This window comes from Arthrobacter sp. CAU 1506, assembly GCF_005047635.1.
GTDB lineage: Bacteria > Actinomycetota > Actinomycetes > Actinomycetales > Micrococcaceae > Crystallibacter.
On sequence record NZ_SUKC01000008.1, the window covers coordinates 123892 to 146545 of the forward strand.

Sequence of the window (22654 nt, forward strand, 5' to 3'; positions counted from 1 at the left end):
AGCTGGTTCTATCCCTCAGACTTGGACGGATCGACGAAGCATACGCTTCTCCCGAAAGGATGCTTCCTCGTGAACCCTGTCATCGGCCCTCACGACGCCGTCGTCGTCGCCTACCGCAGAACGCCCATCGGACGTGCCCGCAAGGGATCGTTCGCGGGGGAGCGGCCCGAGGATCTCGCACTGGCTGCCGTTACAGGAGTCCTTGATGCGACACCGCAACTCGACCCCACGGAATTGGCCGACGCGTATGTGGGCTGCGCGGTTCCCGAAGGGGCGCAGGGGGACAACATCGGCCGGCGGGTCATGGTCATGGCTGGGATGGACCATCTTCCCGCCGTCACGGTCAACCGCTTCTGCGCCTCGTCCCTGCAGGCGACGGCGATGGCGGCACAGGCTGTGCGCGCCGGGGACGGCGAGGCCTTCCTGGTCGCCGGTGTTGAGCACACGTCCTCGACGCCGCCGGTGACGACTTCTCCCTATCCGGGTTTTGCGGCTGCGGGGAACCGCGCCGGTGAACTCTTCGAATCCGGGGCGGAATGGTCAGACCCACGCAACCGCGGCGAGCTGCCGGACATCTACATCGACATGGGCAAAACCGCCGAGTTCGTTGCGCGATCCACGGGCACCACCCGCCGGGACCAGGATGAATGGGCGCTTGAGTCACAGCTCCGGGCCGCGCGAGCCATCGAGGCCGGCTACTTTGCCCGGGAAATCGTGCCGGTCACCACTGCCGACGGCAGGGTGGTGACGGCCGACGACGGCCCGCGCCCCGCAACAACCATGGACGGACTGTCCGGGCTTCAGCCGGTCTTCCACGCCTCGGGTACCGTCACCGCAGGCAACGCCAGCCCGCTAAATGACGGTGCCTCCGCCCTCATCGTCATGAGCGCCCGCCGGGCCAAGGAATTGGGGATCACCCCGCTGGCCCGCATTCTGGGGAGCACGGCCAGCGGGCTATCCCCGGAGATCATGGGGCTGGGCCCGGTGGGGGCCTCGCAACGGCTCTTGGCACGACTCGGTTTGTCGATTGACGACATCGACGTCGTGGAATTGAATGAGGCATTCGCCGCCCAGGTCGTGCCTGTTGTCCGCCAGCTCAAGGCGGACCCGGCGAAGGTGAACCCGTTCGGCGGGGCGATCGCGCTCGGCCATCCCTTCGGCGCTACAGGGGCCCGGCTTGTTGGCACGCTCATCAATGGCTTGCAGAGCAAGGACGCCACGCTGGGACTGGCCACGCTCTGCGTCGGCGGGGGCCAAGGCATGGCCATGGCCATCGAGCGCCTGTCATGAGCACGGTGATGACTATTGACGATCCGGCGCGCTCCATGCTGAAAGCAGACCGGAGCCTGGACCGGCTGGGCGTGATTGTGGAAGGCGCCAGCGGCGGCCGCTCGGTCGCAGTTCTCGAAGTCGAACCGTTGATGGCCAATGGGCATGGCATTGCCCATGGTGGCTTCGTTTTCAGTGTTGCCGATACTGCCTTCGCGATGGCAGCGAACACGCTGGGCCCCAGCATTGCGACGGCGGACGCATCCATCACCTACCTGTCTCCTGCGCACGTCGGCGAGCGATTGGTTGCCGAGGCCGAGGTTACTTTCAATGAATCGCGGCGGGTCATCGTGGACGTCATCGTACGCGCCGGAGACCGCACGGTGGCCATCTACCGCGGAACCGGCCGCGCACTCCGGGCACCTGCCGGCTAGGCCGCGCACCACCCTGCAGACGGGGACCCATCGCTCACCGAATCGAGCGATGGGTTCCGTCGCCTCTGGACAGCAGCACCCCCACGCAAACCGCTCCCCTGGAAGGACCGATTTCTAAGGTCACATCCAGGGGAGCGGTCTACCAGCGCTTCCTAGCCCAGGGAGCGTTAGGCCGAGACGCGGCCCCGCACGAACTCTTCATCCGGGGAGTCCGTGACCGGCAGGCCCGAGGCTACCAGCGAGGCCCGGAGCTGCTTCATGAAGCGGTCGGGCAGCTTCGGGGCGGGCGCGCGGAGGGCTCCACCGTTGAAGCCGGCGAGCCACTCCTGGTATTTCCACTGGGTGCGGTTGATCATGTTTGTCCCCGGCGTAGAGGTTGAGGACACGGCACCGTTGGCCTGGCGGGCGGGATGCACCTGCCAGTACAGCTTCATCGCTTCCTCCCACTGACCGGACTGGGCCAGTTGGAAGGCGCGGGGGTAGTAGTCACTCATCCAGTTCGTGTTGCTCGTGCCAGAGAACTGGAAGTCCAGGACGGACATCAGGGGGATGGTCTCGGCCTCGATCGGGCAAGAGATCAGCACCTCGTCGCGGAAGTGGTGGTACATCTCCATGACGCCGGGGATGCCGGGGTAGGCCTGCTCCGCCTTGATCGCGACGATGTTCGGGATGGCGTCGAGGACGCGTCGAACGAAGGCCACATCCATGCCTGCCGGGTGGATGCGCTCGAAGCCCCAGGCCGGAAGCGGGAACAGCATGGTGGCCAGCCCGGTCTCGTCGCAGAAGGCCTTGGTGTAGTCGAACACCTGGTCGTGGGACGTCGGCCAGAAGGACGCGGGGTAGGCCAGCAGTGCGCGGTCGACGCCGGCGGCTTCGGCGAGCTTGGCAGCGCGGATGTTTTCTTCCAGCGTGTTGAAGATGGCGTGGAAAAAGATGCCGAAGTCGGGTCCGGCGGCTTCGCGCGCCACTGCGGCAATTCGGGCGTATTCCTCCACCGTGACATTCACTTCGGCAACCAGAAGGGTGCCGGCAAAGCCGAGTTCCTTCAGCTTGAGCACGTCGTGGCGGATCGCGTTCTCGTTGATCCCGGAAAAGTCGGGTGTGTAGGACGGGTGGGTGACGGCGATCGTGCCGCGGAACTTCTCTTTCGCCCAGGCTCGGGCCTCGGACCGTGTGTAATCCACCATGGGTATTCTCCTTAATCCTTGTTTATTTTCTAGTGGTGACAATGCCGACGGGAAGTACGGTGCCGATGCCCTCGGCTCGGGCTCGGTTGAGGAGCATCTCGGCGACGACGATGTCCTGCAGGCCCGAGCCGGTCGATTTGTAGATCCGAATGCCCTGCTCCGGGTTGATCTGGGTTGCACCGCTGAGCACGGCGTTGAGTGTGACGACGACGGAATCCACGTCGATGCCGTCCGCGCGGGCGGCGATCATGTCGCCGCTGCCGTTGACCACCTCGTCATACGTGTCGACGACGACGACGGCGGCCCGGCCAATCAGGTCGGCGGGCAGTTCGCGCTGTGCCGGCGTGGTGGAACCGATGGAGACGATGGCGGTATTGTGGCCCACCCAGTCGCTCAGCAGGGTGGGTGACTCGTCCCTCGATCGCGCCGCACAGAGGATGAGGTCTGCACCCTCGGCTGCCTCTTGGGCAGAGCCGACCGCGACGGCCGCCGCACCAGAAACGCCGTCGAACTCGCGGGCGAACGCCTCACGATTCGAGGGTGTAGGACTGAACACGCGGATGCCGGCGAACTCGACCAGGTGGGACAGCGCCGTGAGGTGCGACCGCGCTTCGAAGCCCGAGCCGATCACGCCGATCTGCAAGGGCCGTTGCGGTACCAGCGTGGAGGCGCCGACTGCGGAGGTCGCCGCCGTGCGCAGGCCGGTGACCCGGTTGCCGTCCACCAGCGCGACCAGGTCCGCCGTGTCCTTCTCGAAGAGGGAGATGAGATAGCTGACGCGGAGCCCGTCCGCGAAGGATCCGACGATCGATTTCGCGCCGAACAGCTGGCCGCTTCCCGGGACGGACGGCATGATCCGCATCCACTCGCGTTCGGACTGGGCAAAGATCCTGCCTGGCGTCCGGGCCTCGTCGTCGGCGGCACTGTAGGCGGCGCGAATGGCCCGGATGGCCTCGGGCCAATCTGACAGCTTGGCTACATCGGAATCTGTCAGGAACAGCGGAAGGTTCTGCGGCAATTCGCCATCGGTACTCACGGGCTTTCACTCCTTCGTGTTACGGGGCCCCGCAACGAGCGGGTCGGAGAATGAGATGGGCATTACATCCGATACGAATCGTATCCCATATACTCGTCAACACAACCCCGTCTCAAGGAGGAGCGTTCAGCATATGGGAATCGCAACTGTGAACCCGACCACCGGCTTGACCGAAAAGGAATTCGAGCCCCATTCATCCGAAGAGGTCCAGGCTCGGATCGCCGAGTCCGCCGGGGCAGCAACTCGCCTCCGCGCCACCACCTACGAGCAGCGGGCGGCCTGGATGCTTGCTGCCGCGGAGATCCTCGACGACGAGGCGAACAGTCTCGCGGAGCTCATCACCGTCGAGATGGGTAAGCCCATCGCGCAGTCGGTCGCCGAGGTGCAGAAGTCCGCGAAGGCCATGCGCTACTACGCCGAGAATGCGGAAGCGTTCCTCGCCGACAGCCCGCTCCAGGACCCGGCGGCGGTGGGTGCCTCCCAGGCCTGGACCCGCTACGAGCCACTCGGCGCGGTCTTGGCGGTCATGCCGTGGAACTATCCGCTGTGGCAGGTGATTAGGTTCGCCGCCCCTGCGCTGATGGCGGGGAACTCCGGCCTGCTGAAGCATGCCTCCAACGTGCCCCAGGCCGCGATCTATCTCGACACGCTGTTCGAGCGGGGAGGATTCCCGGCCGGTTCCTTCCGGACCCTGCTGATCGGCGGCGGCGAGGTTGCCGGCGTTCTGGCGGATCCGAGGGTCAAGGCGGTCACATTGACCGGTTCGGAGCCCGCAGGGCGTTCCGTAGCTTCGATCGCAGCCGATCACGTGAAGAAAGCCGTTCTGGAACTCGGCGGATCGGATCCGTTCATCGTCATGCCGACCGCAGATATTGCCGAAGCGGCAGCCACGGCGGTGAGGGCCCGGATCAGCAACAACGGCCAGTCCTGTATCGCAGGCAAGCGCTTCATTGTCCACACCGAGGTCTACGACGCCTTCGCCGTCGAGTTCGCGGAGCGGATGGCCGACCTCGTCGTCGGCGACCCCCTCGATCCGCAGACCGAGGTTGGCCCGCTGGCCACCCGCTCCGGCCGCGACGAACTTGCCGAGCTCGTCGAGGACGCCCGGGACCGCGGGGCCCAGATCCTGGCCGGCGGAACCATTCCGGACAGCAAAGGCTTTTTCTATGCCCCCACCATTGTGGCCGGGCTGACCGACGACATGCGGCTGGTCCAGGAAGAAGCCTTCGGGCCCGTTGCCTCGCTCTACCGCGCGAACGATCGCGAGGAAGCCCTGCGGATCGCCAACCAGACCTCCTTTGGCCTGTCCAGCGCTGTTTGGACGCGCGACGAGGAAGAGGAGGGGTGGTTTATGAAGAACCTCGAGGCGGGGGCTGTGTTCATCAACGGCAGGACCGTTTCCAACCAGGAGCTGCCGTTCGGCGGGATCAAGCGCTCCGGATTCGGGCGGGAACTTGCGGCGGAAGGCATCCGCGAGTTCTGCAACCTCAAGACCGTCTGGAAGGCCTGACGCAACGTAGCGAGCGGCTCGCCGCAACCCTTGCGAGGGTAAAGTGATCGGTGTTACATTATCCGAAACGAAACGTACTGAACCGAAGGATGCCAAATGACCGACGCAGTGAATGTCGACGTGGTGGTGATCGGGGGAGGCCCGGTAGGGGTGACGGCGCTGGCGCTGCTTGGCCGGGCGGGGCTGACCGCTATTGGTTTGGAGCGCGAAACCGAGGCCTGGCCCACGGCCCGTGCGGTGCACTTCGACGGCGAAACGTTCCGCACCCTCCAGTCACTGGGGGTTGCGGAACGGTTCGCGGACGTCACGTTGCCGATGTCTTCGATGCATATCGAGAATGAGGCCGGCGAGGTGCTCATCTCCGTCCCCACCGGTCGTTTCGGGGCGCAGGCCTGGCACGACGACCTCACCTTCCACCAGCCAGACGTCGAGCACTTGCTTCGGGACGTTGTTGACGGGCTGCCCGGCGTCGAACTCCGCTGCGGAAGTGCGGCCACCGACGTCCGAAATGTAGACAACGGCGTCGAGGTCACCGTGTGCGATGCGGCTGGCCGTGAATCGGTAATCCGTGCGCGCTGGGCCATCGCGGCCGATGGCGCCCGGTCCGAGGTCCGCAATTCCTTCGGAATCGTGAACGAACGCATCGGCGAGGACGCCGAGTGGCTCGTGGTGGACGGAATCCTCAAGGACAGCCCCGGTTTGGCAACCGACATGATCTTCTTGGGCCACCACACCCGGCCCGCCCTGTGGATCCGCCTGCCAGGCGACCGGGTGCGGATGGAGTTCATGCTGATGCCCGACGACGACCCCGAGGACATCGTGACGGCGGAGTCGGTCGAACGGATTAGCCGCGGCGTGCTGCCGGCGGACAAGTTCACCGCCGACCGGCAATCCATCTACACGTTCCGGGGCCGCATCGCCGAGCAGTGGAAAGTGGGCAACATCTTCCTGGTCGGAGACGCTGCGCATCAGGCACCGCCGCTGTTCGGTCAGGGCCTGTGTGCCGGGATCCGGGACGTGGCCAACCTCGTCTGGAAGCTTGACCTGGTCAAGCGTGGATCGGCCGATGCATCACTGCTCGACTCCTACGAAACCGAGCGCAAGCCGCATGCACGGTTCTGGGTCGAGCAGGCGGCCAATGCCGCCGGCTTCCTCCAGACCACCGACGCCGAGGTAGCGAAACAGCGGGACGAGTTCATCCGGACCAATCCCGCCGCATCTGCCCCTGTGTCCCCGGCTTTGGGGCCGGGCCTCCACGAAGGCGACACCGACAAGAGGGCGGGCCATCTGGGCGTCCAACCGATCCTGGCCGACGGTGTCCGCCTTGATGACATGGTTGGTTCACATTTCCTGGTGGCGACCTCGCATGACCTCTACGAAGCCGTCTCAGCAGAACTGCGCGCACAGCTTGAGGAGGACGGCGACGTCGTTGTCCTCCTTGATCCGGCCAAGGTCGGCCAGATCCTCGACGCGGCGGGTTCCTCCGCCGTCGTCATGCGGCCGGACCATTACATCCTGGGGCTCGGCGACACGCCCGAAGAGCTCGAGCGCCTCGTCCGCCGCATCCCCACCGTCGATCGCGCCGTACCGGCGTCCATCTAGACCAACACCCGCCAGAAATCGGCACAAGACAGGAGATCACAATGGCCTTCAGCCCGATCACCCACCTGCGGCACTTCGACATCGCCGTACCCGACTACCAAAAGCAAATCGACTTTTATAAGAACCACTGGGGACTCACCGTGATGGAGGACGACGGCGGCGTCACCTACTTCGCCGCCGAGGGTTCGCCTGAGAACTACTCGGTCCGGGTCCGCAAATCGGATGAGAAACGACTCGACCTGGTCTCCTTCGGCGCCGCGGACCGTGCCGCCGTGGACCAGCTCGCGTCCGACCTCATCGCGAAGGGCGTGCAGCTGGTCGGCGAACCCGACGATGTGAAGACGTTCGGCGGCGGCTACGGCTTCCGGTTCTTCGATCTCGAAGGCCGCACCATCGAGGTTTCCAGCGACGTTGAAACCCGCAAGCACCGCAAAGTCGAAGAGCGCGAGGACATCCCGGTCAAGCTCTCGCACGTCGTGCTGAACTCGCCCGAGCCGGAAAAGATGCGGGCCTGGTACGAGCAGCACCTTGGCTTCCGCCTGTCCGACACGCTGAACCACCCGCACACCGGCGACCTGTTCTACTTCATGCGCTGCAACGCGCAGCACCACAGCATGGCCATCGCCCGCGGCCCGCACGCCTCCCTGCAGCATGCGTCCTTTGAACTGCGCGGCATCGACGAGTACATGCGCGGCAGTGGCCGCCTCATGCGCGCCGGGTTCCGGAAGATCTGGGGTCCGGGCCGGCACCGCGCCGGCGACAACACCTTCACCTACTTCATCGACCCGAACGGGAACACGATGGAGTACACCACCGAACTCGACACCATCGACGAGGATACCTGGCATCCCAGCATCTTCGACGTCCGCGAGCCGGAGACCTCCGACCAATGGGGGACCGGCGGCGAGATGGACGAATTCATTACCAAGGAGATGTTCAACGACCCGGACAAGGGCTTGTACGTAGCCCCGCCGGTCTGACGGGAAGCTGCTGTGACCGAAAAAATACCAACCGAAACGGTCGGTCCGAAGGGCTTCGCGCTCGGCAGCTTCGAGCTTGCGGGGGCGCAGTTCCCCGGGGTGGTCTTCGGTAACGCAGTCGTGGATCTCCGATCTGTCCTGCCCGGGGTGGGGCAGATCGGGGATCTGTTCGGCAGTTGGGAAGCACACCTGGACGCGCTCCAGGCCATCGATCCGGCGGCGGTCCCTGCGCATCCGCTCCAGGAGCTGCGGGTGCTGCCGCCGGTGCAACCCGTAGGCACCTTCATTGCCGCCGGCGCCAACTACCGCGAGCACGTGCTGGAAATCAGTGTGGCTCACCGGCTGGGTGCCGAGGGCGCCAACGAGTCCGAGCTCCGGGCGGAGGCCGCCGCGGAGACGGATGAACGCCGCCGGGTCGGCGACCCGTATGTCTGGACAGGAATACCGTCCGCCGCCTGTGGAGCCAATGACGACCTTCAATTGCCCGACGTCGGCGAAAACGTCGACTGGGAACTTGAGCTGGGCGTGGTGATCGGAAAGGCGGCGCATCGGGTGGGCGTTGCGGAGGCGATGGACTACGTCGCCGGCTACACCATCGTCAATGACATCACGGCGCGGACGCTGGTCCCGCGGAGCGATATCGCCATGATGGGCACCGACTGGTTCCGGGCGAAGAACCAGCCGACGTTTTTCCCCACCGGTCCTTACCTGGTGCCGGCGCGGTTCGTGGACGACCCCGCAAAGCTCCGGATCCAGCTGAGCCTGAACGGCACGCTGATGCAGGACGCCTACACGGATGACCTGCTGTTCGGTATCCCGAGCTTGATCGCCTACGCGTCATCGGTTGCGCAGCTGCAGCCCGGCGACATTCTGCTGACCGGGTCGCCGCCTGGAAACGGCTCGCACTGGGGCCGTTTCCTGCAGGGCGGCGATGTCATGGAAGCGACCATCTCCGGCCTGGGTGCCCAACGCACGCTTGTCCAGGCCCCGAGCGGGAAACTGCCATCGTGGTACGCGGACAGGCGGCCCGAGGTTGCAGCGGCTGACGGCCCAAAGCAATGACCCTGCGGCAAAGCCATTTCGTGCCGCCGGTCCCGTACCTCTTCGCGGCCCATCACGGACTGCTGGCCGGGCTGGACGTTGAAGCCACGCGTGCAACGTCCAGTGCGGTGCAGTTGGAGGGACTGCTCACGGGAGACCTGGATCTGGCAGTCACAGCCATCGACAACCTGTTCGAGTGGACGCGGGCGGGCGCGGATCTTCGACTCGTCGCACAAGTCGAGAGGACCACCCCGCTCGGGATCTATACGCGCGGCGCGGTGGAGACCTTCAACGCTCTGGCGGGGTGTCGGTTTGCGGTGGATGCGCTGTCGAATGGATTCGCTCTGGTCGCCCGCCATGTGCTCGAGGAGGCCGGCGTCGAGGTCGACTACGTCGAGGTAGGTGGAGTCCGCGAGCGCTTCGACGCCTTGGTGGCAGGGGATGCGGACGCGACGCTGCTTGGCCCGCCGTTCGGTGAGCTCGCGGTACAGGAGGGCATGCGAAACTTGGCCACCGTGAATGGCCTGCTGCCGGACTTTCCCGGCCAAGGGCTGGTGGTCCGGGCCCCGCTCGTCGATTCTGAAGAGCTTCACCACTACCTGCGTGCTTTGGCCCGCGGTGCGGTGTACTGTGACTCGCTTTCGGCCGACGACGGCGTCGCCTTCCTGACGCAAAGCGGCTTCTCAACGGCGGCAACGGCGGCGTGGGATGCCCGGCCGGAAACCCTGGAAGTCAGTTCCCCGGGCCTTGCCATGCTGACGGCCATTCGGCGGCGCCTGGGCATGCTGCCGCCCGGTATCGAGCTCGCAGCACTGTGCGATGCAGGCCCGCTGGGCCGGGCCAAAGAGGCTGTGGCGCCCTGAGCCCAGACAGGGCGAAAAGCTGCCGGACCCGCAAACCGGTACGGTCCAAAACCAGCCTCACCGCAAACCGTGCGGCACCGCAAAAACTGCACCCCGCAGATCGAACCATTGTGATCGCGGGCACTACATGCGATACTGTACGTATCGAACTGAAGCGCCATAGAAGTACTACCGAGGAGAAGACATGAAGCTAGGGAGAATCGCTGTCGCTACGCCGGACGGCGAACAAATCCGGCTCGTAGCAGCCCGGCCCGAAGAGGGGCGCGTCGTCGATCTGGCCCGCGCGTACGCGCTGACCCTGCAGCGGAAGGGTGCCGATGCGGATCGCGCCCGGGCCATCGCCCTGACCATGCTCCCGGGCAGCCTGTCTGCGGGAATCGGCGGCGGCGACGCCTTCCTCGACGCCGCTCATGCTGCGCTCGCGGCGGCAGATGACGCCTCGTTCGCCATTGACGAGGTCTCCTGGCGGGCAGCCGTTGACTCGCCGGTCATCCGCGACGGCCTGACCTTTGAACAGCACATCCAGAACTTCAGCCGTACCGTGGCCAAGGCTGCGCCAGCGCGTTCGATCTACAATCGCCCCGGATACTTCAAGGGAACCACCGCCACGTCCTTGGGACATGATGAGGTCCTGGCCTACCCGGACTTCACTGAGGCCCTCGACTGGGAGCTCGAGATCGGCTACGTCGTCGGCAAATCCGGCACCGACCTGACTCCGAACGAAGCGCTCGACCACCTGTTCGGCATCACCATCTTCAACGACTTCAGCGCCCGCGACGTGCAGGGTGTCGAAATGCCCATTGGGATGGGCCCGCAGAAGAGTAAGGACTTCGCCTACGGCATCGGACCCTGGGTGGTCACGATGGACGAAATCGCATCGATCGAGGGACTCAAGGGGCAGGTCCGTGTGAACGGCGAAGTCCTGTCCGACACCAAGGTCGAGGACTTCGTGTACACGCCGGCCGAGCTGCTGGCCTATGTCTCCATTTCCGACCGCCTGCAGCCCGGCGACATCATCGGCTCCGGCACGATGGGCTTCGGAGCCGGCGTCGAGATCGGGCGGTTCCTGCAGCCTGGCGATGTCATCGAGCTCGAACTCGAAGGCGTCGGGACGCTGCGCACCCCTATCTCCACCGAGCGCAAAAAGGCCCCGTGGTGGCCTGCGCCCCGTACCTACCCGCACGAAGGATGGCAGGCATGACCACCAGACCTCCCGTCCGCCGGGTTGTCACCGGACACGACGACGAAGGCCGCGCCATTATTCTGTCGGACGGACCGGCGCCGAATCACTGGACCTCCGACCTGATCCCGGGCTTCGGTGCCACCGTCCCCTGGCTCACCCAGGGGCCCATCGACCACGTCACCGACGAAGATCCGGCTACCGCTGATGCGGATCTGCCGAGCTTCCCCGGTCCGGGCGAAACCATCCTGCGGATTGCGGACTTCCCGCCGGACTCTGTCTATCCGGATGAAGCCGACTCGGTGATCTTCAGTGAAATCGATGGTCACGAGGAGGCTGAAGCCGGCGCGGAACACAGCAACGGAAAGCACTTCTGGTTCCACCGCACGGATTCGCTGGACTACGCGGTGGTCCTCGACGGCGAGATCACGCTGCTGGTTGACGAGGGCGAAACGACGCTGCGCGCCGGAGACGTAGCGATCCAGCGTGCCACCAGCCACGCCTGGTCGAACCGCACCGACCGCACCGCGCGGATGTTGTTCGTGCTGATCGGCACGGAGCCCCTGTCGGCGTCGGAAATTGCGGCACAGCGCAAGGAGCAGTCCCATTCCTTGGAGCGAACGTGATTGTTGATGCCCGGGCCGCAGATGGCGAGGTGATCTGGGAGCCCGGCACAGCCGTCGCCGACACCGGCATCGGGCGATTTGCCGGTTTCCTGCGCGCGCAGGGAATGGAGATTGGCCAGGACTATGACGAGATCTGGCAATGGTCGGTCGACAATCCGGAGACGTTCTGGGAGCTCTTCGCCCAGTTTGCGGGCGTGGAGTTCGGCGGCTCCCAGGGGCCGGTCTGCACACCGGATGCCATGCCGCACACGCGGTGGTTCCCCGGCCGCACCGTGAACTTCGCCCGCCACCTGCTCGAAGGCCATGACGGGACGGCGCTGATCGCCGTCGCCGAGGACGGGTCCCGGGAAGAGGTCAGCTGGGACGCGTTGCGGCGCGAGGTCGCCTCGCTCGCGAAGCACCTGCGTGAGGCGGGCGTTGGCCCCGGTGACCGGGTCGTTGCTGTCCTTCCCAACGTGGCCGAGGCGGTGGCGGGGCTCCTCGCTGCCGCCTCGATCGGGGCCGTCTGGTCCATTTGTGCACCGGAATTCGGCGCCGGAGCGATCGTTTCGCGGTTCGCCCAGTTGGACCCCAAGGTCGTGATTGCCGCGCCGAGCTACGGGCTCGGCGGCAAGGAGCGCGACCGCCGGGAAGAGTTCCGCGAAATCTTCGCCCAGCTCCCGACGGTTGAGCATGTCATCTGGGTGACCCGGCACGGCTCCACGCCACCGGTCGAAACACCGGTGCCGGCCGTCAGCTGGGAGCAGGCGGTGGCCGCACCGGCTGAGCCCGTGTATCACGACGTCGAGTTCAGCCACCCGCTGTGGGTCCTGTTTTCCTCCGGAACCACGGGCATCCCCAAGGGCATTGTGCACGGCCACGGCGGCGCGCTGCTCGAGGAGATGAAGATGCTCCTCATCCATTCGGACCTGCGGCCGGGAGACAGGTACTACAACGTCGCCTCGACCAGCTGGGTGCTGTGGAACTCGTTGATCTCCGCTCTCGGTGTAGGGGCGACGGCCGTGCTCGTCGACGGTAACCCCACGTTCCCCTCGGTTGACCGGGTCTGGCAGGTAACCGCTGCAGAAAACGTCGCGGTCCTCGGCGTCAGTGCCGGTTTCGTCCACGCCTGTGCCAAGACCGACCTGGTGCCGAAGAGCGACCATGACCTGTCCGCGCTGCGTTCGCTCCAGGTCACCGGATCCCCGCTGTCCCCGGACGGCTATCGGTGGGTCTACGGCAACGTCGGCGACATCTGGCTGAGCTCGATGAGCGGCGGCACAGACATCGCGTCGGTCTTTGTTGGCGGATCACCCACGCTGCCCGTTCGGGTCGGCTATATCCAAGTGCCCGCGCTCGGAGTCCGGGTGGAGGCATGGGACGACGGCGGAAGTCCCACCACCGGGAAGGGCGAGCTCGTCGTCACGCAACCGATGCCGTCCATGCCCCTGCAGTTCTGGGGCGACGACGGCAGCCGCTACCACGACAGCTACTTTTCGACCTACCCGGGAGTATGGCGGCACGGCGACTACATCGAGTTCAGCTGGCGGGGGATCCTCATCCACGGCCGGTCCGACTCGACGCTCAACCGCAACGGGCTCCGGCTCGGCTCGGCGGACATCTACGCCGCCGTCGAGACTCTTCCGGAGGTCGCAGAAGCGCTGGTGATCGGCGCAGAGCTAGGCACCGAGTACTACATGCCGCTCTTCGTCAAACTCTCCGACGGCGCCGACCCCGCTGCGGCAGAGGCAGCGATCGTGAAGTCCATCCGGGACAGTCTCTCGGCTCGCTACCTGCCCGACGAGATCGTGTTCATGCGGGCCATCCCGCACACCCGCACGGGCAAAAAGCTGGAAGTCCCGGTGAAACGTCTCCTGCAAGGTGCTGCGCTCGACGACGTCGCGGACCTCGGCGCGGTCGACGACCCCGAATTGCTCGAAGAATACGCGCAGTTCGCGCTCGGACGGCACGCCGTCGCGAATTAGCCGGACCTGCAATCCGGCTGGGGGAGGCCCTCCGGGCGCCGGAATGGGCCTTCCCGATCAAACTTTCAACCGGCCGCTTGGCCATCAGTAAAAGGAGATAACCATGCGGTTTTCAATTCGAAATCTGACGTCGGTGGCCACCATTGCCGCCGCGGCCCTCGTCCTCGCCGGCTGCTCCGGTGGGGAGACTTCGGCTTCTGCGGGCGGAGCGTCCGCCGGCGCCAGCGAAGTGACGGAACTGAAAGTCGGCGTCACACCGATCGCGAATGCCGCCAACCTCTACATTGCGATCGAACAGGGCTATTTCACTGAAGAGGGCCTGGACGTCACGCCCACCATCATTCAGACAGCCTCCACCGCCATTCCGTCTCTGCTCAACGACGAGCTGCAGCTGGCCTTGATGACGTCGGTCCCGACGGTGACCGCGGCGTCGAAGGGACTGCCGATCAGTGTTGTGTCGGGTAGCGACCGGTACCCCACCGACGGCGCTGCGGACACCACCGCCTTGGTGGTCTCGCCCGAGAGCGGCATATCCTCCCTCGCTGACGTCGCCGGCAAGACCGTCGCGCTCGTCGGGTTGAAGTCCGCGCCGGATCTGGCCCTACGGGTGGTCCTGGAGGAAGCAGGAGTAGACCCCTCCGACGTTGAGATGGTCGAGATCGCTTACCCGGACATGGTCTCCGCCCTGCAGTCCAACCGCGTCGATGCCGCCTTCGTCGTCGATCCGTTCCTCTCGGCGGCCAAAGCGGCGGGTCTTGACGTCGTCTCGCAGCCGTTCACCGAAGGCCTCGGTGGAATGAATGCCCTGCTGTGGGTGGGTAGCGATGCGTTCGTGCAAGCGAATCCAGAGACCGCCGGGAAGTTTGCCACCGCCATCAAGAAGGCGGGGGAGTACGCGAACGAGAACCCGGAGGCAGTGCGTGAGGTCCTTCCGGAATTCACCTCGCTCTCGCCCGAAGCCATCGCCAAGTCGATCATCCCCAGCTGGGACGGAGAGATCTCGGACACGGACATCCAGGCCTATGTAGACCTCATGAAGCGCGAAGGGTTTATTGCCGAGGACGCCCCGGGCGTCGAAGACCTGCTCTGGGTGCCCAGTGGCAACTAGCGATGCCGTGATAGTTCCCGCACGTCGTCGTCTTGCCGGGCGTTGGGCCTCGCCGCTGGCCGCCCAGCTGGCCGTGGTGGCCGTGCTGCTTGTCATCTGGCAGATCACGGCCAGCGTGGGCCAGCTCGGAGCGGTCCCCACGCCGGTTGAAGTAGCCCGGGCGTTGCTCGCGATCTTCGCGAGTGGCGCGGTTTGGGAGCCGCTGGGCACCACCCTGGCCGGGTGGGCGATCAGTCTGGTGCTCGCCGTCGTCGTTGGCATTGTGGTGGGGTTCCCGCTCGGAACCAGCCGGCTGGCTTATCGGCTGTCCGTCTTCACGTTGGACTTCCTGCGCACCATTCCCGCCCTGGTGTTGGTGCCGCTCGTCGTCCTGCTTTACGGCTCCGGCCTGGAAAGCACCATCTTGTTGGCCTTTCTCGGCGCCGTGTGGGCAGTCATCATGCAGACGATTTACGGGGCACGGGATGTCGACCCGACGGCCCTGCAGACGTTCATGTCTTTCCGGGTCCGCCGCTGGGACACGGTCAAGTTTCTGCTTGTCCCCACCGCGTTGCCCTACATCGCTACTGGAGTCCGGTTGGCGGCAGCGATCTGCGTGCTCGTGACCATCAGCGCGCAGGTCGTGATTCCGGCCGGCGGATTGGGCGAACAGATCCTCACCGCCCAACTGGGCGGAGCGGTACCGTCCATGTACGCCTACATCTTCCTGTGCGGTGCGCTTGGCGTCGGAGCAAATGCAGCCTTCGGCAAGCTTGAAGGCAGGGCACTGGCCTGGCATCCCTCTCATCGAAAGGTGTCGGCATGAGCTCACCGTTCGCACGGCTCATAGTGCCGGCTTTATTGCCCATCGTCCTCATCCTCGCGTGGTGGTACACCAGCGAGGGCGGCTCCTCGATCTTCTTCCCCCCGCTGTCGCAGATTCAGGAGAGGTTCCAAGAACTGTGGCTGTTTGCGCTGGTTCCGGAACACGTCGTACCGAGTCTTCAGTCGATTCTCTGGGGACTCTGGATCTCGATCGTGCTTGGCGTCGGCCTGGGGGTACTTCTCGGCCTGAACGGTTACGTCGCTACAGCCGTGAACCCGGTCCTGCAGTTCCTTCGCTACCTCCCGGCGGTTGCGTTGCTGCCGCTGGCCATTCAGCTGATTGGCATCGGTCAGGAAATGCGGGTCACCATCATCGTGCTAGGCGCGCTGTGGCCGATTCTGCTCAACACCATTGACGGGGTCCGCGGGATTTCCCCCGGCCTGATCGACGTCGCAAGATCCAACCGCCTGAGGAACTTCGACTGGATCTTTCGCGTAGTCATCCCGAGCGCGAGTCCGCAAATCTTCGCCGGGATCCGCGCGAGCCTCGCCGTTTCCGTCATCTTGATGTTCGCCAGCGAACTATTGGGAGCGTCCCGCGGGATCGGTTACTTCATCCTCGAGGCCCAGCGGCAGTTCTCGCTGCCGGAAATGTGGTCGGGAATGATCCTGCTCGGAATCATCGGCTACGCCTTGAACGTGGTCCTGATGGCGATCGAATACTTCGCACTCGCGTGGCACCGAAAGGCACGGATATGACAACAGGAGAACTGGACATGCAAGCCACCAAAACCCCGGTGCTCGAAGCCGTCAACATCAGCAAATCGTACGGCGAGAAGCAAGTGCTGGCCGACGTCTCATTCTCGGCTGGGGAGGGAGAGTTTGTCTGCATCGTGGGACCGTCCGGGACGGGAAAGACGACGCTGCTGAGAACGCTGTCAGCGCTTGGCACCGCCAATTCGGGAGAGGTGCGCGTCAACGGCATGGCCATCACCCGCCCTCCAGCGGAAGTGTCGGTTGTCTTCCAGGACTACAGCCGATCGCTGATGCCGTGGATGCGCGTGGGCAAGAACATTGAACTGCCGCTCCGCCGCTACAAGCTCTCGCCTGCCGAGAGGACCACGCGGGTAACCGAGGCGCTACGTGATGTTGGACTGGAGCACGCCAAGGACCTCTATCCGTGGGAGATGTCCGGCGGGATGCAGCAGCGCGTAGCCATCGCGCGGTCTCTGGCGTACCGCCCGCAGGTCTTAATCATGGACGAGCCGTTTGCCTCCGTGGACGCCCAGACACGTGCCGATCTTGAGGACCTGATGCTCGACATTCGGGCGCGCCTCGGGGTGACAATCGTGCTGGTCACGCACGATATCGAGGAAGCCGTCTATCTGGGCGACAAGGTCATCGTCCTGTCGGGCAGGCCCGCATCGGTCTCTGCCACCGTGGACGTTCCACTCGGACGAACGCGGGACCAAATCAGCACCAAGTCCCGGCCGGATTACTTGGAACTCCGTGCCAAGATCCACGCGATGATCATGCAAAGCCCGAGCTCCGTTTCCGGTTGAAGCGGCGAGTTCTGCCTGACCAGGCAGTCCGTTGCTGCCGACATGACAACGCCGGGTGTAGCTCTGTAAGTTGAGCCGTACCCGGCGTTGTGGCGCAGGAGAACCTATGAGCCTCTAGTCGTCTGTCGCCGTCTGGTAGCCGCCGGGAAAGCAAGGGCACCCGCTCGCTTAGAGTTGATCGTCGTGACAGTGGTGCGGAGCTGGAGGTCAATTGCGGAGCGATGATGGGCGCAGCGTTCTCTCCCGGGTTGTGGGAATCCTGCGGTCTTTCGGGGAGGGCAATGAGGATCTCAGCGCCAGCGAGATCAGCCGGATGGCCGGGCTGCCCATGTCCACGTGCCACCGGATCCTTGCCGCGCTCGTAGAGCAGGGGCTTCTCGAAAAGGGTGCCGAGGGTCGGTACCACGTGGGACTCGTCCTCTGGGAAGTGGCTTCGCACGCGCCGCGTTCGGTCGGTGTGCAGCGTCTGGCGCTGCCGTTCATGCACGACCTGTCCGAAATCACGCACTACCCGGTCCACCTGGCCGTCCGGGAAGGCCTCGAAAGCGTCTTCATCGAGCGCCTCGCACCGACCGATTCGCCGTTCGAGCGGCCGCGGGTGGGAAGCCGCTACCCGCTGCACGTCACGTCGGTGGGACTGATTCTGCTGGCCCATGCGCCCGCCTCGGTGCAGAACGACTTCCTCGCCGGCTCGCTCCGGACCTACACACCGCTGACCGAAACGGATCCCGTCCGACTGCGGAAAAAGCTGGCCGAGATCCGCACCCAGGGCTTCGCCGTCAGCGACAGGCAGGTTGTCCTGGATGCCATCTCGGTGGCGGCGCCGATCCGGGACTGGACCGGCGCCGTCGTCGCGGCGATCTCGGTCAACACCCCGCTGGGGCGGCTGCGCGAAAAGTCGGCGGCGCATGCCGTCCAGACCGCGGCGCTGGGCATCACCCGGTCCTGGCAGCGGTCCAGGAGCACCGACTTCTAGCGGGAAATGTGACCCAACTCTCATTCAGTGGGAACGCCCTAGGGGCACTCACTATGCGCTGAGATAGTGTCTCCAACGGTTCCCCACCGAACGAGGAGACAAAGATGTTCCGCTCAACAACGCAGCCCCGTCCATCCGTCAGCCGCCGCGGCTTCATCACCGGCACCATGGGCGTGGCCGCCCTGGGAATGGTGGGTGGTGCCCTGGCCGGCTGCAGCACCGCCTCCGCCCCTGCCGCTTCCGCCGACCTCAAGGACTTCACCTACCTGAGCTACCTGCCGATGGAGACGCTCTCCGTGGCCCCGGAACTGCTCGCCGACGCCGGCGGCTACTTTGCCAAGCACGGCCTGAACGTCACCTTCCAAACCACCAAGGGTTCGCCGCAGGCACTGCAGACGCTGATCTCCGGCGTCGCACCGCTGACCCGCGTGGGCGCGATCGACCTGATGACTGCCGCCGCCGACGGCCAGCCGCTGGTCAACGTCGGCAGCATCGTCCGAGGCTCCTCCATCCGGACGCTCTACAGCAAGCAGCACCCGCTGGAGAAGCCGGAGGACTTCCTCGGCACCACCATGGGCGTGCCGTCGGAAGGCGGCACCAGCGACAAGTCGTTGTCGCTGATGCTGCACAAGGCCGGCTTCGATCCCAGCCAGGTCAAGCGGCAGGTCGTCGGCCTCGGCCCGGGAACGTTCGAACTGGTCAAGCGCGGAGACATCGTCGGCTACATGGTCAGCATCGACCAGTCGATTGTGGCCAGCCAGCAGTTCGACGGCGAAGCCGCGGTTTTCGACGCCGGCGACTCCGTGCGCGCCGACGCCCAGGTCTACACCGCCACCCAGCAGGGCCTCGAAGAGCATGGCGACGACATCAAGAAGTACCTGGCGGCTATTCAGGAGGCTACGCAGGCCATCGTAGACGATGAAGAGCTCGACGGCGTGCTGGAAACCATGCGCTCCAAGTATTCCTTCGCATCGCTCGACGACGACACGGTGGCCAAGGAATCGCTGCGCCAGAGCCGCAACCTCTGGACTGCCAAGGGCACACAGCCGCTGCTGCAGACCGTGGAGGACTACTGGGTCGAAGGCTACGAAGAGCTCGTCGACGCCGGCATGATCCCGGCCGGCAGCGACCCCAAGAAGTGGATGGACAACAGCTATCTGCCCGCCGGCAAGTAACGGCCTGGATTGAGGAAGAATGACCATGCACGTTGACAGCACCCTGTCTTCGCTTCCCATAGCGGAGGACGCCGACCGGCCGGTGGAAATCCGGATCGACGGGCTCCAGAAGACGTACAAGACCGAACGCGGCTCGGTGGAAGCCCTCTCCGATATCAATCTGGAAATCCGCCGTCGTGAATTTGTGTCGCTGATCGGGCGATCCGGCTGCGGCAAAACCACCCTGCTGCGGATCATGGCGGGCCTCGTGGCGCCCACGGCCGGGCAGGTGGAGGTGGGCGGCAAGAGCCTCTGGCACAACGGAACCGTCGATTCCAGCGTTATCAAGCGGCTCGGCGTCGTCTTCCAGGACGCCAACCTGTTCCCCTGGTACAGCATCGAGGAAAACATCGCGCTGCCGTTGAAGCTGCGCGGCGTGAAGAAGCGCGAACGGCTGGAGCGCGCCAGGGAACTGGCCGGACTCGTGGGGCTGGAGAAGTTCCTGCGCAGCTACCCGCGCGAACTCTCCGGCGGCATGCGGCAGCGTGCGGCCATCGCCCGTGCGCTCAGCGACAACCCCGAGCTGCTGCTGATGGACGAGCCCTTTGGCGCCCTCGATGCGCTCACCCGGGAAAAGATGAACCTTGAAATCCAGCGGATCGCGCTGGCCACCGAGGCCACGGTGGTCTTCGTGACCCACGACATCGAAGAAGCCGTGTTCCTCGGCGACCGCGTCGTGCACCTCACCCCGCGGCCCGGCCGGATCAAGGACATCGCCGACGTGCCGCTGTCCCGGCCGCGGGCCATGGAGGTCCAGACCGGCCAGGAGTTCAACACCGTAGTGGCGGAGCTCCGCGCTTCCCTGAACCAGGAGGACGACCAGTGAACCGCCGGAAACTCATCAAGGTACTGCCCTGGATCACCACACCGGGCCTGCTAGTAGTCCTCTTCGTGGTCTGGGAGCTGTCGGTCAAGGCACTGAATGTCTCGCCCTTGGTGCTACCGCCACCCAGCAAGGTCTTCGAAAACCTCGGCGACCTGCTGGGGAAGGCAAGTACCTGGCAGAACGTGCAGGTCACCGTCATCGAGATCGCGATCGGCTTCTCGGTCGGTGTGGCCGCCGGCGTCGTCGTCGGTGTTCTGCTCGGCAAACTGCCGTTGCTGGAGGCCAGCGTCCGCCCATTGATCATCGCCCTGGAAGTCATCCCCAAGGTCGCCCTGATTCCGCTCTTCGTCATCTGGTTCGGCTTCGGCATGACCACCAAGGTGATCATCGCCGCACTGCTCGCCTTCTTCCCGGTGATGCTCAACGTCCTGCTGGGCGTGCGCTCGGTTGAACGCGGCCACCGCGACGTGATGCAGTCCATCAACGCCAGCCGCTGGCAGACCTTCACCCACCTGGAAGTCAAAAGCATGATGCCCCACGTCTTCGCGGGGATGGAAACGGCGATCGTGCTCGCGGTGATCGGCACGATCGTGGGCGAATACCTCGGCGGCAACGAAGGACTCGGCTACATGGTGGTGCGCACCCTGAACGAACTCAACGCGCCTGCCCTGTTCGCCGTCATCCTGATGCTGGCCTCCGTCGGCCTGGCCATGTACTTCATCGTCACCTCGTTCAAACGGGTCGCGATCCCGTGGCACGAATCGGTCTACGGTCGGAAGGCGGAAGGCTAAATGGAACTGCGCAGCAACTTTCCCGTCGGCAGTCCGCGCTGGGCCACCCGGCGCACCCAGTGGAAGGTCCTCGGCCTCACCGACGAGGACCTGACCAAACCCAAAATCGCCGTGGTCAACTCGTCGTCGAAACTGGCACCCTGCTTCAGCCACCTGGACGACATCGCCGACCGGGTCTGCGAAGCGGTCCGCGACGCCGGCGGCGTGGCGTTCGAGATCCGGACCGTCGCCCCCACGGACTTCATCATGGCGGCCGGGGCCAAGGGCGGCTACGTGCTCTCCAGCCGGGACCTGCTGGCCAACGACATCGAAGCCGCGGTCGAGGGCGCCATGCTGGACGGCATGATCTGCCTGGCCTCCTGCGACAAAACCACGCCCGGACAGCTGATGGCCGCCGGCCGGATCAACGTCCCCACCATCGTGGTCCCGTGCGGCTACCAGCCCTGCGGCGTGCTGGACAACGGCGAACCGGCCGACATCGAGGAAGTCTTCATCCAGGCCGGGCATGTGGCCACCGGCGGAATCACCGTCGAGGACCTGTGCACCATCAGCGACCGCGCCATCGCCGGCCCGGGTGTGTGCACCGGCATGGGCACCGCCAACACCATGCACATCATGGCGGAGGCCCTGGGCATGTCGCTGCCCGGTGCCGCGCCGGTGGCGGCCAACAGCCCCAAGATGTGGGACACCGCGGCACGCTCCGCCGTCGCCATCCTGGACGCCGTCCGGCAGGGGCGCACCCCGCGCAGCATCATGACCGCCGGGGCCTTCCGCAACGCGGCCGCCGCGGTGCTGGCCGTCAGCGGCTCAATCAACAGCGTCAAGCACCTGCAGGCGATCGCGGTGGAAACCGGCGTGGACGTGAACGTCAACGGGCTCTTCACCGAACTCGCCGAACACGTCCGCCCGCTGGCGGCGGTCCGCCCGAGCGGCCCGGACAGCATCGAGGACTTTGAACGGGCCGGCGGCGCCCGGGCCGTGCTCGCCCAGCTGCGGCCGGTGCTGGATCTGGACGTCGCCACCATCACCGGCGAGCCGCTGGGCCAGACGCTCGACGGCTACGAGGTTCCGGACCCGGAGCTGATCCGGCCGCTGGACAACCCGCGCGGAGTGCAGGCGACCATCCAGATCCTGCGCGGCAGCCTGGCCCCGGAAGGGTCCATCGTCAAGCTGTCCGCCACGGAGAAACGCGACGACCGATTCGCCGGCCCGGCGCGGGTCTTCGAAGAAGCCACCCAAGCCATCGCCGCGCTCGAGACCGGCGTCGTGCAGCCCGGCGAAGTCCTGGTGCTCCGCGGCGTCGGGCCGGTGGGCACCCCCGGGATGGGCATGGCCTCCAACGTGGTCTTCGCGCTGAACGGCGCCGGACTGACCGGCAAGGTCGCGGTGGTCACCGACGGCCAACTGTCCGGGCTGGTGAACCAAGGCATCGTCGTCGGCGAGGTCAAACCCGAAGGCGGCGTGGACGGGCCGCTGCGGCTGGTGCGCGACGGCGACGTGATCGCCGTCGACATTCCCGCCAAGACCGTGGACCTGGACGTTCCCGTCAGCGAACTCGACCGCCGCCGGGCGGAGTCCGCGCCCCCGCAACACGGCGGGCAGACCGGCGGGTGGCTTGGCCTCTACGCCCGCAACGTCTCGCCGCTGGAACACGGCGCCACCCTCAGCCGCTGACCCGGCG

The 22654-nt window shown here is 65.5% G+C and carries 21 protein-coding genes; 19 read left to right on the forward strand and 2 right to left on the reverse strand.

Translation table 11 applies throughout. The features are described from left to right. Positions 1 to 69: 69 nt before the first annotated feature. Both E4J89_RS10980 and E4J89_RS10985 read left to right on the forward strand, forming a co-directional pair. Positions 70 to 1290 carry an acetyl-CoA C-acyltransferase gene (locus tag E4J89_RS10980; RefSeq protein WP_240691853.1) on the forward strand — a complete coding sequence of 407 codons (1221 nt, stop codon included), beginning with the start codon at positions 70 to 72 and terminating at the stop codon, positions 1288 to 1290. Between the two features lie 8 nt (positions 1291 to 1298). Next, positions 1299 to 1703, forward strand: a complete 405-nt coding sequence (locus E4J89_RS10985; protein WP_169303982.1) for a hotdog domain-containing protein — start codon at positions 1299 to 1301, stop codon at positions 1701 to 1703. Positions 1704 to 1870: 167 nt separating this feature from the next. On the opposite strand, the gene E4J89_RS10990 is transcribed toward E4J89_RS10985, so the two are convergent. Both E4J89_RS10990 and E4J89_RS10995 read right to left on the reverse strand, forming a co-directional pair. Beyond that, positions 1871 to 2890 carry a dihydrodipicolinate synthase family protein gene (locus E4J89_RS10990; RefSeq protein ID WP_136786177.1) on the reverse strand — a complete coding sequence of 340 codons (1020 nt, stop codon included), beginning with the start codon at positions 2888 to 2890 and terminating at the stop codon, positions 1871 to 1873. A 22-nt stretch (positions 2891 to 2912) separates the two neighbouring features. Then, on the reverse strand, positions 2913 to 3926 hold the full coding sequence (locus E4J89_RS10995; protein WP_136786178.1) for an ornithine cyclodeaminase family protein: 1014 nt from the start codon (positions 3924 to 3926) through the stop codon (positions 2913 to 2915). Between the two features lie 133 nt (positions 3927 to 4059). Here E4J89_RS10995 and E4J89_RS11000 point away from each other — a divergent pair, with 133 nt between their 5' ends. The 17 genes from E4J89_RS11000 (at position 4060) to ilvD (ending at position 22647) form a co-directional block, all read left to right on the forward strand. Further along, positions 4060 to 5436, forward strand: a complete 1377-nt coding sequence (locus E4J89_RS11000) for an aldehyde dehydrogenase family protein (RefSeq protein WP_136786179.1) — start codon at positions 4060 to 4062, stop codon at positions 5434 to 5436. Positions 5437 to 5532: 96 nt separating this feature from the next. Continuing rightward, complete coding sequence (locus E4J89_RS11005) at positions 5533 to 7038, forward strand: bifunctional 3-(3-hydroxy-phenyl)propionate/3-hydroxycinnamic acid hydroxylase (protein WP_136786180.1); 1506 nt, start codon at positions 5533 to 5535, stop codon at positions 7036 to 7038. Positions 7039 to 7079: 41 nt separating this feature from the next. Beyond that, the gene (locus E4J89_RS11010; RefSeq protein ID WP_136786181.1) at positions 7080 to 8018 is read left to right on the forward strand and encodes a VOC family protein; all 939 of its coding nucleotides are present in this window, start codon (positions 7080 to 7082) and stop codon (positions 8016 to 8018) included. A 12-nt stretch (positions 8019 to 8030) separates the two neighbouring features. After that, on the forward strand, positions 8031 to 9080 hold the full coding sequence (locus E4J89_RS11015) for a fumarylacetoacetate hydrolase family protein (protein WP_240691854.1): 1050 nt from the start codon (positions 8031 to 8033) through the stop codon (positions 9078 to 9080). Then, the gene (locus tag E4J89_RS11020) at positions 9077 to 9922 is read left to right on the forward strand and encodes an ABC transporter substrate-binding protein (RefSeq protein ID WP_136786182.1); all 846 of its coding nucleotides are present in this window, start codon (positions 9077 to 9079) and stop codon (positions 9920 to 9922) included. The genes E4J89_RS11015 and E4J89_RS11020 overlap by 4 nt, the downstream gene beginning before the upstream one ends. A 184-nt stretch (positions 9923 to 10106) precedes the next feature. Next, positions 10107 to 11123, forward strand: a complete 1017-nt coding sequence (locus E4J89_RS11025; protein WP_136786183.1) for a fumarylacetoacetate hydrolase family protein — start codon at positions 10107 to 10109, stop codon at positions 11121 to 11123. Then, the gene (locus tag E4J89_RS11030) at positions 11120 to 11728 is read left to right on the forward strand and encodes a cupin domain-containing protein (RefSeq protein ID WP_205754469.1); all 609 of its coding nucleotides are present in this window, start codon (positions 11120 to 11122) and stop codon (positions 11726 to 11728) included. The genes E4J89_RS11025 and E4J89_RS11030 overlap by 4 nt, the downstream gene beginning before the upstream one ends. Beyond that, complete coding sequence (locus E4J89_RS11035) at positions 11725 to 13692, forward strand: acetoacetate--CoA ligase (RefSeq protein ID WP_205754470.1); 1968 nt, start codon at positions 11725 to 11727, stop codon at positions 13690 to 13692. Before E4J89_RS11030 ends, E4J89_RS11035 begins: the two co-directional genes overlap by 4 nt. Positions 13693 to 13795: 103 nt before the next feature. Beyond that, positions 13796 to 14800: an ABC transporter substrate-binding protein gene (locus E4J89_RS11040; RefSeq protein WP_136786185.1), complete on the forward strand. Its 1005-nt coding sequence runs from the start codon at positions 13796 to 13798 to the stop codon at positions 14798 to 14800. After that, on the forward strand, positions 14790 to 15605 hold the full coding sequence (locus E4J89_RS11045; protein WP_169303983.1) for an ABC transporter permease subunit: 816 nt from the start codon (positions 14790 to 14792) through the stop codon (positions 15603 to 15605). The genes E4J89_RS11040 and E4J89_RS11045 overlap by 11 nt, the downstream gene beginning before the upstream one ends. Beyond that, the gene (locus tag E4J89_RS11050) at positions 15602 to 16363 is read left to right on the forward strand and encodes an ABC transporter permease (protein ID WP_136786187.1); all 762 of its coding nucleotides are present in this window, start codon (positions 15602 to 15604) and stop codon (positions 16361 to 16363) included. The genes E4J89_RS11045 and E4J89_RS11050 overlap by 4 nt, the downstream gene beginning before the upstream one ends. Further along, the gene (locus tag E4J89_RS11055) at positions 16360 to 17166 is read left to right on the forward strand and encodes an ABC transporter ATP-binding protein (protein ID WP_136786188.1); all 807 of its coding nucleotides are present in this window, start codon (positions 16360 to 16362) and stop codon (positions 17164 to 17166) included. The genes E4J89_RS11050 and E4J89_RS11055 overlap by 4 nt, the downstream gene beginning before the upstream one ends. A gap of 211 nt (positions 17167 to 17377) precedes the next feature. Next, positions 17378 to 18142, forward strand: a complete 765-nt coding sequence (locus E4J89_RS11060; RefSeq protein WP_136786189.1) for an IclR family transcriptional regulator — start codon at positions 17378 to 17380, stop codon at positions 18140 to 18142. Between the two features lie 104 nt (positions 18143 to 18246). After that, positions 18247 to 19317 carry an ABC transporter substrate-binding protein gene (locus E4J89_RS11065; RefSeq protein WP_136786190.1) on the forward strand — a complete coding sequence of 357 codons (1071 nt, stop codon included), beginning with the start codon at positions 18247 to 18249 and terminating at the stop codon, positions 19315 to 19317. Positions 19318 to 19336: 19 nt separating this feature from the next. Next, on the forward strand, positions 19337 to 20182 hold the full coding sequence (locus tag E4J89_RS11070; protein ID WP_136786191.1) for an ABC transporter ATP-binding protein: 846 nt from the start codon (positions 19337 to 19339) through the stop codon (positions 20180 to 20182). Continuing rightward, positions 20179 to 20973: an ABC transporter permease gene (locus tag E4J89_RS11075; protein ID WP_136786192.1), complete on the forward strand. Its 795-nt coding sequence runs from the start codon at positions 20179 to 20181 to the stop codon at positions 20971 to 20973. Before E4J89_RS11070 ends, E4J89_RS11075 begins: the two co-directional genes overlap by 4 nt. Further along, the gene (gene ilvD, locus E4J89_RS11080) at positions 20974 to 22647 is read left to right on the forward strand and encodes a dihydroxy-acid dehydratase (protein WP_136786193.1); all 1674 of its coding nucleotides are present in this window, start codon (positions 20974 to 20976) and stop codon (positions 22645 to 22647) included. Positions 22648 to 22654 lie beyond the last annotated feature (7 nt).